General features: G+C 61.1%; 14 protein-coding genes. 3 read left to right on the top strand and 11 right to left on the bottom strand.

The features are described 5' to 3' along the window. Positions 1 to 125 precede the first annotated feature (125 nt). Complete coding sequence (gene yccS / locus BN1079_RS09850) at positions 126 to 2324, top strand: YccS family putative transporter (protein ID WP_037024032.1); 2199 nt, start codon at positions 126 to 128, stop codon at positions 2322 to 2324. Between the two features lie 31 nt (positions 2325 to 2355). Continuing rightward, a complete protein-coding gene (locus BN1079_RS09855) occupies positions 2356 to 3540 on the top strand; it encodes a BaiN/RdsA family NAD(P)/FAD-dependent oxidoreductase (RefSeq protein WP_171819298.1) in 1185 nt (394 codons plus the stop codon). Positions 3541 to 3801: 261 nt separating this feature from the next. On the opposite strand, the gene BN1079_RS09860 is transcribed toward BN1079_RS09855, so the two are convergent. The 4 genes from BN1079_RS09860 to BN1079_RS09875 form a co-directional block, all read right to left on the bottom strand. Continuing rightward, entirely contained in the window at positions 3802 to 3990 is a 189-nt protein-coding gene (locus BN1079_RS09860) for a hypothetical protein (protein WP_037026764.1), read from the bottom strand. 45 nt (positions 3991 to 4035) lie between these two features. Further along, on the bottom strand, positions 4036 to 4359 hold the full coding sequence (locus BN1079_RS09865) for a hypothetical protein (RefSeq protein ID WP_037024036.1): 324 nt from the start codon (positions 4357 to 4359) through the stop codon (positions 4036 to 4038). 123 nt (positions 4360 to 4482) lie between these two features. After that, positions 4483 to 4956: a hemerythrin domain-containing protein gene (locus tag BN1079_RS09870; RefSeq protein ID WP_037024038.1), complete on the bottom strand. Its 474-nt coding sequence runs from the start codon at positions 4954 to 4956 to the stop codon at positions 4483 to 4485. Between the two features lie 65 nt (positions 4957 to 5021). Further along, complete coding sequence (locus tag BN1079_RS09875; RefSeq protein WP_037024040.1) at positions 5022 to 5300, bottom strand: DUF3509 domain-containing protein; 279 nt, start codon at positions 5298 to 5300, stop codon at positions 5022 to 5024. A 443-nt stretch (positions 5301 to 5743) separates the two neighbouring features. On the opposite strand from BN1079_RS09875, the gene BN1079_RS09880 reads away from it, so the two are divergent. Further along, positions 5744 to 6124: a response regulator gene (locus BN1079_RS09880; RefSeq protein WP_037024042.1), complete on the top strand. Its 381-nt coding sequence runs from the start codon at positions 5744 to 5746 to the stop codon at positions 6122 to 6124. A gap of 54 nt (positions 6125 to 6178) precedes the next feature. Here the strand turns inward: BN1079_RS09880 and fba are convergent, their stop codons facing one another. From fba to BN1079_RS09915, 7 genes are all read right to left on the bottom strand, one after another. Beyond that, on the bottom strand, positions 6179 to 7243 hold the full coding sequence (gene fba / locus BN1079_RS09885; protein WP_037024044.1) for a class II fructose-bisphosphate aldolase: 1065 nt from the start codon (positions 7241 to 7243) through the stop codon (positions 6179 to 6181). Between the two features lie 319 nt (positions 7244 to 7562). Beyond that, the gene (locus BN1079_RS09890) at positions 7563 to 7898 is read right to left on the bottom strand and encodes an MliC family protein (protein ID WP_081950827.1); all 336 of its coding nucleotides are present in this window, start codon (positions 7896 to 7898) and stop codon (positions 7563 to 7565) included. A 22-nt stretch (positions 7899 to 7920) separates the two neighbouring features. Then, positions 7921 to 8112 (bottom strand): hypothetical protein, encoded by a 192-nt coding sequence (locus BN1079_RS09895; RefSeq protein WP_037024048.1) that lies wholly within the window; start codon positions 8110 to 8112, stop codon positions 7921 to 7923. A 123-nt stretch (positions 8113 to 8235) separates the two neighbouring features. Beyond that, on the bottom strand, positions 8236 to 9399 hold the full coding sequence (locus tag BN1079_RS09900; RefSeq protein WP_037024049.1) for a phosphoglycerate kinase: 1164 nt from the start codon (positions 9397 to 9399) through the stop codon (positions 8236 to 8238). 48 nt (positions 9400 to 9447) lie between these two features. After that, entirely contained in the window at positions 9448 to 10494 is a 1047-nt protein-coding gene (epd, locus tag BN1079_RS09905) for an erythrose-4-phosphate dehydrogenase (protein WP_037024050.1), read from the bottom strand. A 104-nt stretch (positions 10495 to 10598) separates the two neighbouring features. Next, a complete protein-coding gene (gene tkt, locus BN1079_RS09910) occupies positions 10599 to 12596 on the bottom strand; it encodes a transketolase (protein WP_037024051.1) in 1998 nt (665 codons plus the stop codon). A 111-nt stretch (positions 12597 to 12707) separates the two neighbouring features. Beyond that, on the bottom strand, positions 12708 to 13628 hold the full coding sequence (locus BN1079_RS09915; RefSeq protein WP_280525846.1) for a LysR substrate-binding domain-containing protein: 921 nt from the start codon (positions 13626 to 13628) through the stop codon (positions 12708 to 12710). Positions 13629 to 13805: the final 177 nt, after the last annotated feature.

Raw genomic sequence — 13805 nt, forward strand, 5'->3', positions numbered from 1 at the left:
ATGGATTGGGCTGGCTAAAGGCGTGACCTGATCGGCGAGGTATCGGTCTCACAGCAACTAGCGGTTTGCTCGCCAAACCGGTGAGACCTGACCCGGTCCACATGCTGTCCTGGGGATTCGTTTCGATGCGTTCAACCTCTCTTGGTCATACCTTGCGCCGCCTCTGGGCGCTGGACAAGTTCGGCTACAGCCTGCGTGTATTGATCGCGCTATCGGCCAGCATGGGGCTGAGCTGGTATCTGGGCGAGCTGGGAATGGTAATTCCACTGTTCCTGGGCATCATCGCCAGCGCCCTGGCGGAAACCGACGACAGCTGGCGCGGGCGGCTTTCCGCCCTGATGGTGACGCTGCTGTGCTTCAGCGTTGCGGCCGTATCGGTGCAGCTGCTGTTCCCATGGCCGTGGCTGTTCGCGCTGGGCATGGCGGCAGCGGCTTTCTGCCTGATCATGCTCGGCGCGCTGGGCGAGCGTTACGCCACCATTGCCCAGGCCACGCTGATTCTTTCCATCTACAGCATGATCGCAGCCGACCAGCGCGGCAGCGAAGCGCTGCAGCCGTGGCGCGATCCGTTGTTGCTGCTTGCCGGCGCCGCCTGGTACGGCCTGCTGTCGGTGATCTGGAACGCACTGTTCGCTCATCAGCCGGTACAGCAGAGCCTGGCCAGGCTGTATCGCGAGCTGGCTGAGTACTTCAAGCTCAAGGCGGCGTTGTTCGAGCCCATCCAACAGCTCGATGTGGAGCAGCTGCGCCTGCAACTGGCGCAGCAGAACGGCCGTGTGGTCAACGCCATGAACACCACCAAGGAAACCCTGCTCAATCGCCTTGGCAACGGCCGCTCGGGAGCGAAGATCAACCGTTACCTTAAACTGTATTTCCTTGCCCAGGACCTGCACGAGCGCGTCAGCTCCTCCCACTATCCTTATCAGGCGTTGAGCGAAGCCTTCTTTCATAGCGACGTGCTATTTCGCTGCAATCGCCTGCTGCGCCTGCAGAGCAAGGCCTGCCACGAGCTGGCGACGGCAATCCGGATGCGCCAACCCTTTCGCTACAGCGAGGCCAACGCCCAGGCACAGGCCGACCTTGAAGCCTCGCTCGATTACCTGCGCCAGCAGAACAACCCGGCCTGGCGCAGTTTGCTTCGCTCGCTGCGTGCGCTGGCGCGCAACCTTTCGACGATGCAGCAGCAGCTGTCTACTGCCAGCTACCCGGAGGTTCTCGAAGGCCAGCAGGACAACAGCCTGCTGGATCGCCAACCGCAGTCGCTACGCGATGCAGCCAGCCGCATCCGCCTGCAACTGACGCCCACCTCCCTGCTGTTCCGACACGCTCTGCGCCTGAGCCTGGCGCTGATCTGCGGCTATGCGGTATTGCAGACCGTTCGCCCGGAACAGGGTTACTGGATACTGCTCACCACCCTGTTCGTTTGCCAACCCAACTACGGCGCGACGCGGATCAAGCTGGTGCAGCGGGTGACCGGCACCGTACTGGGGCTGATCGCCGGCTGGGCGCTGTTCGACCTGCTTCCCAGCCAGCAGATCCAGGCTCTGTTCGCGGTTATCGCCGGCGTGGTGTTTTTTGCCACCCGCAGCAGCCGCTACACCCTGGCGACGGCGGCCATTACGCTGTTGGTGCTGTTCTGCTTCAACCAGGTCGGTGATGGTTACGGGCTGATCTGGCCACGCCTGATCGATACCCTGCTGGGCAGCCTGATCGCCGCCGCCGCAGTATTCCTGATCCTCCCTGATTGGCAAGGCCGCCGACTCAACCAGGTGGTGGCCAACACTCTGAGCCGAAGCGCCGACTATCTGCGCCAGATCATGCATCAGTATGAGAGCGGCAAGCGTGACGACCTGGCCTATCGGCTGGCCCGACGCAACGCACACAATGCTGACGCTGCACTGTCCACCACACTTTCCAACATGCTGCTGGAGCCAGGACATTTTCGTCGCGATGCCGAAACCGGCTTCCGCTTTCTGACCCTCTCGCACACTTTGCTCAACTATGTCTCAGGCCTCGGCGCGCACCGCGAAAGCCTGCCTGACGATGCGCGCGACGAGATGCTCGAAGAAGCCGCACAGCGACTGGCCAACAGCCTCGATGAAATAGCCGCAGCGCTGCAGAACAAGCAGCCACTAACGGTATACAGCGAAGAGGAAGAGGCGCTGGCACAGCAGCTCGAACAGACATCCGATGAGCTGGATGACGCCCATCGCCTGCTGCAAACCCAGCTGGGCATGATCTGCCGGCAACTGGCCCCTCTGCGCAGCATGGCCGTGCATCTGCTCAAGCAAACCACTGAGCCAGGCCAGCACGCCGCAGGGTAAGATGCGCGCCAGCCCGAACGAGGACCACGCAGTGCCCACTACAGACGTCACCATCATCGGCGCCGGCGCCGCCGGTTTGATGTGCGCATTCAGTGCGGCCGCGCGTGGCCGTCGGGTGCTGCTGCTCGATCACGCCAACAAAGCCGGCAAGAAAATCCTTATGTCCGGCGGCGGGCGCTGCAACTTCACCAATATGTATACCGAGCCGGCGAACTTCCTTTCCGAGAACCCGCATTTCTGCAAATCGGCGTTGGCCCGCTATACCCAGTGGGATTTCATCGAGATGGTTTCCCGCCACGGGATCGCCTATCACGAGAAAAAGCTCGGCCAACTGTTCTGTGATAATAAGGCCAGCGACATTCTGCAGATGCTGCTGGATGAATGCGCTCAGGCCGGCGTCGACCTGAAGTTGTACACTTCCGTACAGAGCATTGAAAGGACCACCGATGGCTATCGCCTGGAAAGCAGCGCCGGCCCCATCGACTGCCAGTCACTGGTGATCGCCACCGGCGGGCTGTCGATTCCAACTTTGGGCGCAAGCGGCTTCGGTTATCAGGTGGCGCGCCAGTTCGGCCACAACGTGCTGCCAACTCGCGCCGGGCTGGTGCCCTTCACCATCACCGAGCCGCAGCTCAAGACCATGTGCGGCGAGCTTTCCGGCACCTCGGTCGAAGATTGCCTGGTGAGCTGCAACGGACAGAGCTTTCGCGAAAACATTCTGTTTACCCACCGCGGTCTATCCGGCCCGGCAATCCTGCAGGTGTCTTCGTTCTGGCGACCTGGCGATGCCATCGAGATCAACCTGCTACCGCACCTGGACTTGCCCGAGTGGTTTGCAGAACAGCAGCGAGAACGCCCCAACACCGAACTGAAGACGCTTTTGGGCGAACTGTTCACGCGCAAGATGGCGGGGCTATTGAGTGAACACTGGTTTAGCTCCCGGCCGCTCAAGCAATACACTCCAAGCGAACTGGGACAGATCGCCGAGAGGCTCGCCGCTTGGCAGCTTGTACCTGCTGGCACAGAGGGCTATCGAACCGCTGAGGTCACCCTGGGTGGCATCGATACGAGAGAAGTGTCGTCAAAGACAATGGAGTCGCTGAAGTCACCCGGCTTGTACTTTATCGGAGAGGTGCTGGACGTCACTGGCCACCTGGGCGGCTTCAACTTTCAGTGGGCCTGGGCCTCGGGCTACGCAGCAGCCCAATATGTGTAAAACGGAGTCCGGTAGGACCCGTAAGGATGATGTGTTCAATCACCTTGCGACTGCCCAACAAGTTGGCGCCACCAGGAATGCGCAGCTCCAAATATGGAATCTGCAGCTTTCATTAGCGACCTTCTGTGAAGTGGCGAAATTCCGAGGCCCTCAGGCATGCCAAGGCTTAGGCCACGCAACAGCGGAATATATGCAGAGTTACGGCATGTAGGGCCGAAGACAGCCGGCCCTACAGTCCGCAAAATGAGCCTTTGCCCGCGACTACTCGTTAGCCATGTCGCCTGGCGGCGTGGTCTCGCGAGGCCCGGCAGGCTCGGCGGCGGTATTCTGATGTTCCTGCTGATTCCGACTGTTGTTGTCCAGCGCCGAAGGTTCATCCTCCGGTGAGCAGGCCATCAACATCACGGAAAGCGGAAGCGCCGCCGCGATAGCCCAGAAATGCGATTTCATGCAGTTCTCCCGCATAGACGCTTCATGGCTTCATCAAACAGACGATTATTGACCATTGGGGTTTGGTTCGGTACCCGCTCCGGATTCGGTACCAAGGCCACTACCGGTATCCGAGTCATCCATGGCGCCTGGGGTGCCTACGCCAGTACCGCTGTTGGTTTCTACACCACCGCCGGTACCGGTGGCCGGCGTACCACCATTACCCATGGTGCCGGTTGTGCCGGATGCAGGTGGCGTATCAGTAGCCGGCGCAGCAGGCTGCTCGGTGGTTGGTGCTGGTGGTGGTACCTCGCGTTCACGATCTTCGTCCGGGCCACAGCCGACCAGCAGCAGACCGAGAATCGGTGCAGATAAATAAGCAAGACGCATAGGGAAACCTCCAAAAAAATTGAGCCGGTCTGGTAGCCGGCGACAGTCGGATTTTTTCGATCCTCTCGGAGCAATGGACCTCATCAGGCGAGCAGAGTGCCCCTCCGTTGAGGTCCATCCGCCTTAGGCTGCCGCTCTAGCAGTGAATTCCTTTTTCAGGCGATTTCTCAGCTCGGTCATCTGCGCACCCATTTCCTCCAGGCGCGCCTCGTCGAAGAGCTCACGGGCGTTGGGGAACATTTCCTCTTCCTCTTCCTCGATGTGGTGCTCGAGCAATTCCTTACACACCTTTACGCGCCCGGAAAATTCCAGACTGCCGGGGTCAGTAGCTTTCAGGTCGGGCAGCACCAGCGCATCCACGGCACGATGCTCTTCCTTGGCTTCGTGGTACATCTTGGCTTCTTCCTTGCCGCCCGCTTCCTTGTAGGCCGGATAGAGAATCTGCTCCTCCAACTCGGTGTGGATCATGACTTCCATTTCCAGCTTGCTGAGCAGCTCGGTGCGGGTCTTGACGGCGCGCTCCGTGCTGTCCGCCAGGCGCGTCAGAATTTCCTTTACCCGTTCATGGTCTTGGATCAGCAGGTCAATCGCATTCATGTAAAAATCCTCATCAGGTTCGTGACGCGCCAGGCTCTTCGGCCTGATCGGATCGCTTGTTCGGTTCAGGCGTATTCGTAGGTCGGCAAGCGTGTACGGCTCTGGCTCTGCAGACGGGCAATGGCTGGCGACATACCGGCCTCAAGCGCCAAGTCCCGGCGAATAGAACTGATGACCCAGTCCAGTTGCACCGCATTTTGCGCCTGGCCCTTGGATACCGCGCGCTTGATGACATCGCGGCCATCGTTGCGCAGTACCAGCAGCAGCCCTCCATCCGGACGCAGAGAAGTCACTACTTCAAATTCGGGAAAGGCAGCGGTAAGAACTTGTTCAGCGACGATCATTGTTATGTACTCCGATTGATGTTGCAGCAGCCATAACCAGAGCAGCCTTCGTGCCAAGGCAGACCAAAGAAAAGTCGCTATAAATCAATAACATATATATATGGAGGCGGCGTGATGGCATGCAAAACGCAATAACGCCTGACTAAGGGCGTGCATTCTGAGTGCTGTGGGTTGCCGGCCATACAACCAAGACCTGCGAGCCTTACCACGAAATACCTTCCACCCATCCAAACAGTCCGTTTGTCTTATTGCGCTGCCATCCTGAGCTCGCGACTCTTGCCGCCGGTGAGAAACACGGGGCATTCGGAATGTCGACTGGCTCATGCCTTCGACATGTTGGCCCGACCGCCTGGCTGATTCAGCTGAACCCAAGCGGCACCGGATGTCGAAGATCAGGACAGCAATCATCGCCACGCACGTTCGAAAACCTCGAGAGTTCCTCAATGAATCAAGCGTCACCCAAAGTCGTTTTGATCGTCGAAGACGAGCCGCATATTCTCGATCTGCTGTGCGATTACCTCTCTGACGAAGGCTACCGGGTACTTGCTGCGGAGAACTCGGCCAAGGCCTTCGAGATTCTCGCGACCCGGCCGCACCTTGATCTGCTGATTTCCGACTTTCGCCTGCCGGGCAACGTATCCGGAGTGATGATCGTCGAACCTGCACTCAAACTGCGCCCGGACCTCAAGGTGCTGTTCATCAGCGGCTACCCCATCGAGATATACGAATCCGGCAGCGCCATCGCCCGCACAGCTCCGATATTGGCCAAGCCCTTTTCGCTGGAGTCGCTGCATAAACAGGTACAGCTGCTGCTGGCTGATTGACTGCCGCAGACAAGAAAAAGCCCGCATTGCGCGGGCTTTTTCGATAACGGACGATCAGTTGATCTTTGGATCCAGCTCGCCGCTGGCGTAGCGCTGGAACATGCCTTCCAGGGAGATCGGCTTGATCTTCGAGGCGTTGCCCGCGGTGCCGAAGGCTTCGTAGCGTGCGATGCAGATGTCGCGCATGGCGGAGACGGTCTTGGCCAGGTACTTGCGCGGGTCGAATTCGCTGGGGTTCTTAGCCAGGAACTCACGGATCGCGCCGGTGGAGGCCAGGCGCAGGTCGGTGTCGATGTTGACCTTGCGCACGCCGTACTTGATCCCCTCGACGATTTCCTCGACCGGCACGCCGTAGGTCTCGCCGATTTCACCACCGTACTCGTTGATGATCTTCAGCCACTCCTGAGGTACCGAGGAGGAACCGTGCATCACCAGGTGGGTATCCGGGATGCGCGCATGAATTTCCTTGATGCGCTGGATCGACAGGGTGTCGCCGGTTGGCGGCTTGGTGAATTTGTAAGCGCCGTGGCTGGTGCCGATGGCGATGGCCAGGGCGTCGACCTTGGTCTGCTTCACGAAGTCGGCAGCCTCTTCCGGGTCGGTCAGCAGCTGGCTGTGATCCAGCACGCCTTCGGCACCCACGCCATCTTCTTCACCAGCCATGCCGGTTTCCAAGCTGCCCAGGCACCCCAGCTCGCCTTCTACGGATACGCCGCAGGCATGGGCGAAAGCGACGGTCTGCTGGGTTACGCGGACGTTGTAGTCGTAGTCGGCCGGTGTCTTGCCGTCTTCACGCAGCGAGCCGTCCATCATCACCGAGGAAAAGCCCAGCTGAATCGAGCGCTGGCAGACATCGGGGCTGGTACCGTGGTCCTGGTGCATGCACACGGGGATATGCGGGAATTCCTCGATCGCCGCCAGGATCAGGTGGCGCAGGAAAGGCGCACCGGCATATTTGCGCGCGCCGGCAGAAGCCTGAACGATCACCGGGGAGTCCGTTTTGTCGGCCGCTTCCATGATGGCGCGCATTTGCTCAAGGTTATTGACGTTGAAAGCCGGCACGCCATAGCCGAACTCGGCGGCGTGGTCGAGCATCTGGCGCATGCTGATAAGTGCCATGTTTTTCCTTTCTCCCGGTTTGGGTCGTTTAATCGTGTAACAGACCGCTGAAAAATAAGCTGACAGGCCAACAAGTATTGCAAGAAACAGCCTGGGCCGCTCAGGAACGCCCGACGAATAGCGCCGTGCTGACTCGAAGCTGCAGCCTGTTTCTCGCGCTTGCCTACCTCGTCCAGATTTCCATATATAGCCTGATAGCCTGCCGCAGGGGTCAGCGCTGTTCAAGCACCGCGCAGGTATGGCGCGGCATTGTAGTGGTGGGCGAGGCAAAAGGCGAAAACCCTCGAACTCACCGCCGGCATACCTCGGCAACGCGCCATCAGAAGGTGATCAGCGAAGCGCTGCAGCCATGGGCCAGCAATTTGTCGTCGGCCACTCGGTAAACCAGCGCCTGGTTGCCCTTGTCATGGAACGCCACCACTCCGTCGCTATAGAAAGCACCACGGGTAGCAGGTTCCTTGCGCAAGTGATGAACCTGCTCGCTGTTACCGATCTTCAAATCTACGCGGCTACGTTCGGCGTCAGCATAGCGCCAGGCAATGTTTTGCTGGCTCTGGCACTTCCAGCGAACAAATGGCGCCTCCGGCCCCGATTGCCAGTGAGCACAGCCGCCAAGCAGCAAGCTGGCCATTAGCACGAACAATCCTTTCATCATGTCTCCTGGCTAAGCACAAACATCAGCAATCCCGTGCATCGGCGGCGGTACCAACGGTGGGATCACCGGTGCTCTGTATCTGCATACGCTGGTCGCCCTGGGCAGTCGGGCTTTCCACTGGCGGCGGCGCGAATACTTCGCAGGCCGAATCCGGAGCTCCTCCGGCACAGCCGGCCAATCCCAGGCAGCAAACAGCAATCGCGGCATAACGCATGGCGAATCTCCATTCCGTGTTTGGACAGAACAGAGACAGCGCTGGACTGCAGGGGTTGCCTCGCCTTGATCAGGCCGTTGGAAAACCTGACCTGAACAGGCGAGACAAATGGCCCGTCAGGCCTTACTGAGCGGCGCGCTGTTCCAGTACCTCAACAGCCGGCAGCACCTTGCCTTCGACGAATTCGAGGAAGGCGCCACCGCCAGTGGAGATGTAGGAGATCTGCTCGGCTACACCGTACTTGTCGATGGCCGCCAGTGTGTCGCCGCCGCCGGCAATGGAGAACGCCGGGCTTTCGGCGATAGCCTTGGCCAGCACCTGAGTTCCATTGCCGAACTGATCGAACTCGAACACGCCCACCGGGCCGTTCCAGAGAATGGTCTGGGAAGACTTCAGCAGCTCGGCAAAGTTGGCTGCGGTCTGCGGACCGATGTCGAGGATCATGTCGTCCTCGCCCACGTCACCCACCGCCTTGACGGTCGCTTCGGCATCCTCGGCGAAGGCCTTGGCCACCACCACATCCACCGGCAGCGGCACGCTGACCTTGGCCGCAATAGCCTTGGCGGTGTCCACCAGGTCGGCCTCGTACAGCGACTTGCCCACCGGGAAACCGGCGGCCGCAAGGAAGGTGTTGGCAATGCCGCCGCCGACGATCAACTGATCGCAAACCTGGCTCAGGCTGTTCAGCACATCCAGCTTGGTCGAGACCTTGGAGCCGGCGACGATGGCTGCCATGGGCTTGGCCGGGCTCTTCAGGGCCTTGCCCAGCGCATCCAGCTCGGCGGCCAGCAGCGGGCCGGCACAGGCAACCTTGGCGAACTTGGCCACGCCGTGGGTCGAGCCCTGGGCGCGGTGGGCAGTGCCGAAGGCGTCCATGACGAAGATGTCGCACAGCGCAGCGTACTGCTGCGCCAGCTCGTCGGAGTTCTTCTTCTCGCCCTTGTTGAAGCGGACGTTTTCCAGCAGCACCAGCTCGCCCGGCTTGACCTCGACGCCGCCCAGATAATCACGCACCAGCGGCACTTCGCGGTTCAGCGCCTTGGCCAGATAGTCAGCCACCGGCTTGAGGCTGTCTTCCTCGCTGAACACGCCCTCCTCGGGACGTCCCAGGTGCGAACAAACCAGCACCGCCGCGCCTTTCTCCAGGGCCAACTTGATGGTCGGCAGCGAGGCCAGGATGCGCGCGTCGCTCTTTACCGCGCCGTCCTTAACCGGCACGTTGAGGTCTTCGCGGATCAGCACACGCTTACCCTGCAGATCGAGGTCGGTCATCTTCAAAACGGTCATCTGGTCTTCCTTAAGTTCAATAACGGCGAAGTCGCGAAGATTGGTTGCTCAGCTGCGGTGAGCCACCTGCAAGTAATGTTCGGACACCTCGAGCATGCGATTGGCAAAGCCCCATTCGTTGTCGAACCAGGCCAGCAGATTCACCAGCCGCGGCCCGGAAACGCGGGTCAGACTACCGTCGACGATCGCCGAATGCGGATCGTGGTTGAAATCGCAGCTGGCGTGGGGTAACTCCGTGAAGGCAAGCAGCCCCTTCAGCGGCCCGGACTCGGCGGCGGCACGCAGCACCCGGTTGATTTCCTGCGCATCGGTATCCCGTGACGTCTGCAGGGTAATGTCCAGGCAGGACACGTTCACCGTCGGCACCCGCACGGCTTTGGCCTGAATCCGTCCGAAGAGTTCCGGCAACAAACGCTCGATACCGCGGGCCAAACCGGTGGATACCGGGATCACCGACTGGAACGCCGAGCGCGTGCGGCGCAGATCCTCGTGGTGATAGGCATCGATCACCGGCTGGTCGTTCATGGCCGAGTGGATGGTGGTGATGGAGGCATACTCGATCCCCACCGCATCGTTGAGCAGCTTGAGCAGCGGCACACCACAGTTGGTGGTGCAGGAGGCGTTGGACACCAGCCGCTCATTGCCGCTCAGCTGCTGATGGTTCACCCCCATCACCACCGTGGCGTCGACATCGCTGGCGCCGCTCATGGGCTGGGAAAACAATACCCGTGGCACACCCGCATCGAGAAAACGCTGACCGCAGGCACGGGTGTTGTAGGCACCCGAGCATTCCAGCACCAGATCCACGCCCAGCGCACGCCAGTCGATGGCTTCCGGTGTCGATTGGCGCAGCACATGGACGCAATCGCCGTTGATATGCAGGCAGTCGCCATCCACCCCAACCTCGCCGGGGAAACGGCCATGGGTGGAGTCGAAACGGGTCAGGTATTCCAGGCTGGGCATATCGGCCAGATCGTTGAGTGCGACGATCTGGAAATCGAAATCCGCGCCGCGCTCGTAAAACGCGCGCAGTACACAGCGACCGATACGGCCGTAGCCGTTGAGGGCGATGCGATAGGGACGGGCGTTGGCCATGAGATCTCGGTCCTGCCAGTGGAAAACCGCTACGCGGGTTTCCACCCCGCGGAAGGTGGAGTTACGTAGGGTGGATGACCGAAGTCATCCACCGCAGCGCGGTATCAGTCTTCCAGCAGCTCTTCGGCCACCGCCAGCACATTGTCCACGGTGAAGCCGAACTCCTCGAACAGCTGGCCAGCCGGAGCCGACTCGCCGTAAGTGGTCATGCCGATGATGCGACCGTCGAGGCCGACGTACTTGTACCAGTAGTCCGCATGGGCCGCTTCGATGGCGATGCGCGCACCGACCTCAACCGGCAGCACGGCCTGCTTGTAGGCAGCGTCCTGAGCGTCGAATACGCTGGTGCAGGGCATGGAAACCACACGCACCTTGCGACCTTGTGCCGTCAGCTTGTCGGCCGCCTCGACCGCCAGGCTGACTTCCGAACCGGTGGCGATAAGGATCAGCTCCGGCTCGCCCTCGCAGTTCTTCAGGATGTAACCGCCGCGCGCGATGGCCGCTTCGGTCTCGTTGTCACGCACGTGGTACGGCAGGTTCTGGCGCGAGAAGATCAGCGCGCTGGGGCCGTCCTTGCGCTCGACCGCGTGCTTCCAGGCCACTGCGGATTCGACGGTATCGGCCGGGCGCCAGGTGTCCAGGTTCGGCGTGGTACGCAGGCTGGTCAGCTGCTCGATCGGCTGGTGGGTCGGGCCATCTTCGCCAAGACCGATGGAGTCGTGGGTGAAGACATAGATCACCCGCTGCTTCATCAGCGCCGACATGCGTACGGCGTTGCGCGCGTACTCCATGAACATCAGGAAGGTCGCGCCGTAGGGAATCAGGCCGCCGTGCAGGGCCACGCCGTTCATGATCGCGGCCATGCCGAATTCGCGCACGCCGTAGTACATGTAGTTGCCCGAGGCATCCTCGGCGACCACCGGCTTGCAGCCCTTCCACAGGGTCAGGTTGGAACCGGCCAGATCGGCCGAGCCGCCGAGCAGCTCCGGCAGCAGCGGGCCGAAGGCGTTCAGGCAGTTCTGGCTGGCCTTGCGGCTGGCAATGGTTTCGCCCTTGGTGGCCACTTCGCGGATGTACTCGCTGGCTTTCTCGGCGAAATCGGCCGGCAGCTCGCCCGCCATGCGGCGCTTGAACTCGGCGGCCAGTGCCGGGAATTCAGCCTCATAGGCAGCGAAACGCTTGTTCCACTCATTCTCAGCGTCGGCGCCCTTCTGCTTGGCGTCCCACTCGGCGTAGATCTCGGCAGGGATCTCGAACGGGCCATGCTTCCAGTCCAGGGCTTCGCGAGTCAGGGCAATTTCGTCATCACCCAGAGCGGCGCCGTGGGAGGACTCCTTGCCCTGCTTATTCGGCGAGCCGAAGCCGATGATGGTCTTGCAGCAGATCAGGGTCGGACGGTCGCTCTTGCGCGCAGTCTCGATGGCGATCTGGATCTCGTCGGCGTCATGGCCGTCGACGTTGCGGATCACCTGCCAGCCGTAGGCCTCGAAGCGACGCGGGGTGTCGTCGGTAAACCAGCCATGCACCTCGCCATCGATGGAGATGCCGTTGTCGTCGTAGAAGGCGGTGAGCTTGTTCAGCCCCAGGGTGCCAGCCAGTGAGCAGACTTCATGGGAAATGCCTTCCATCATGCAGCCGTCGCCGAGGAACACGTAGGTGTTGTGATCGACGATTTCATGGCCGGGCTTGTTGAACTGCGCCGCCATGATCTTCTCGGCCAGGGCGAAGCCCACAGCGTTGGCGATACCCTGACCCAGCGGCCCGGTGGTGGTTTCCACGCCGGGGGTGTAGCCAAGCTCAGGGTGGCCGGGGGTCTTGCTGTGCAGCTGACGGAAATTCTTCAGGTCATCAATGGACAGGTCGTAGCCGGTCAGGTGCAGCAGCGAATAGATCAGCATCGAGCCGTGGCCGTTGGACAGCACGAAGCGATCGCGGTCGGCCCACTGCGGATTGGTGGGGCTGTGCTTGAGGTGGTCGCGCCAGAGCACTTCGGCGATGTCCGCCATGCCCATTGGGGCACCGGGGTGGCCGCTGTTGGCTTTCTGCACAGCATCCATGCTGAGGGCGCGGATGGCATTGGCTCGCTCACGACGGCTGGGCATCGCTAAATCTCCTGCGGGGGCTATCACGGAAAGGCCGGCATTTTCCCCCAGTGGCGACGGCGGGGCAATGATTGAATGGCTTTACGCACCCTGCCGCACCCTGCCCGGCCCTTAATCCAGCAGACTGACCCGCTGATCGGTGATCTGCGGCAGATGTTGCAGCAGATATTCACGCAGGCGAACCAATGCGGCCGGCTCATCGCGATCCGCGGGCCAGACAAGGTAATAACTGTCGCCAGTACGCACCGCCGGCTCGAACGGCAGCACCAGGGTACCCCTGCGCAACTCGGCACTCACCAGCGCCAGATCGGCCACTGAAACCCCGCGCCCCTGAATCGCTGCACCAATCCCCAGCTCCAGGCTGTCGAAGACCATGCCGCGCTGCCAGGCGACCGTCTCGACAAGCCCGGTCCGTTGCAGCCAGCGCCGCCAGTCACGGCAGTCGCGCGACGGGTGAATCAGCTCAGCCTCGGACAAGTGTTGCGCCGACCAACGCTCGCCACCATTCAATGTCGGCGCACAAACCGGCACCAGCCACTCATCGAACAGCCGGAGCCGCTGACAGCCGGGTGGAAAATCACCGCTGCCCAGCAGAATCGCGCAGTCGAACGGCTCACTGTGAAAATCCACCGAATCCACATCCATCCATACGCTGGTGAGCTGTACCCGGCCTTGTGGCTGGGCCAGATGGAAACTCTCCAGCACCTCCAGCAGCCAGCGCATGGTCAGCGTTGAGGGCGCCTTGAGCCTGAGATCACCCTGCCGGCGACTCACCGCAGCGCAGGCGCTTTCAATGCTGCGAAAGCCTGTCCCGAGCTCATGCGCCAGCCGCCGCCCCGTATCAGTCAACGCCAGCCGCGAGCCGGACCGCTCGAATAGCCGGCAGCCAAGGTGCTCCTCCAGCGTTTTCACGTGCCGGCTCACCGCGCTTTGGGTGATGCACAGGCTTTGTGCTGCCTGCGTGAACGAACCCAGACGCGCCGCCGCTTCGAAAGCGCGCAGTGCGTAGAGAGGGGGTAGTCGTGGTGCCAGCGTCGTCATAACTAAAACTCATCCTTTCCGATTGTTATATCCGTTTTCCCGAGAGCCGTTTGCGCCCGATACTTCCTCGGAGACCCCGCTGGCCCAGCCTGAACACGACTGAACAGGCCGCTACGGTTTTGCTACCCATAGCCATAACTAAAAGTCAGAGAATGCCATGCATAACGA

The sequence above is a fragment of the Pseudomonas saudiphocaensis genome, assembly GCF_000756775.1.
Lineage (GTDB): Bacteria > Pseudomonadota > Gammaproteobacteria > Pseudomonadales > Pseudomonadaceae > Stutzerimonas > Stutzerimonas saudiphocaensis.

What these genes read in the sequence shown, in the direction of transcription:
- yccS (WP_037024032.1), top strand. Translation starts at nt 126, where the DNA reads ATGCGTTCAACCTCTCTTGGTCATACCTTGCGCCGCCTCTGGGCGCTG.
- BN1079_RS09860 (WP_037026764.1), bottom strand. Translation starts at nt 3,990, where the DNA reads ATGAAATCGCATTTCTGGGCTATCGCGGCGGCGCTTCCGCTTTCCGTG.
- BN1079_RS09865 (WP_037024036.1), bottom strand. Translation starts at nt 4,359, where the DNA reads ATGCGTCTTGCTTATTTATCTGCACCGATTCTCGGTCTGCTGCTGGTC.
- BN1079_RS09870 (WP_037024038.1), bottom strand. Translation starts at nt 4,956, where the DNA reads ATGAATGCGATTGACCTGCTGATCCAAGACCATGAACGGGTAAAGGAA.
- BN1079_RS09875 (WP_037024040.1), bottom strand. Translation starts at nt 5,300, where the DNA reads ATGATCGTCGCTGAACAAGTTCTTACCGCTGCCTTTCCCGAATTTGAA.
- BN1079_RS09880 (WP_037024042.1), top strand. Translation starts at nt 5,744, where the DNA reads ATGAATCAAGCGTCACCCAAAGTCGTTTTGATCGTCGAAGACGAGCCG.
- fba (WP_037024044.1), bottom strand. Translation starts at nt 7,243, where the DNA reads ATGGCACTTATCAGCATGCGCCAGATGCTCGACCACGCCGCCGAGTTC.
- BN1079_RS09890 (WP_081950827.1), bottom strand. Translation starts at nt 7,898, where the DNA reads ATGATGAAAGGATTGTTCGTGCTAATGGCCAGCTTGCTGCTTGGCGGC.
- BN1079_RS09895 (WP_037024048.1), bottom strand. Translation starts at nt 8,112, where the DNA reads ATGCGTTATGCCGCGATTGCTGTTTGCTGCCTGGGATTGGCCGGCTGT.
- BN1079_RS09900 (WP_037024049.1), bottom strand. Translation starts at nt 9,399, where the DNA reads ATGACCGTTTTGAAGATGACCGACCTCGATCTGCAGGGTAAGCGTGTG.
- epd (WP_037024050.1), bottom strand. Translation starts at nt 10,494, where the DNA reads ATGGCCAACGCCCGTCCCTATCGCATCGCCCTCAACGGCTACGGCCGT.
- tkt (WP_037024051.1), bottom strand. Translation starts at nt 12,596, where the DNA reads ATGCCCAGCCGTCGTGAGCGAGCCAATGCCATCCGCGCCCTCAGCATG.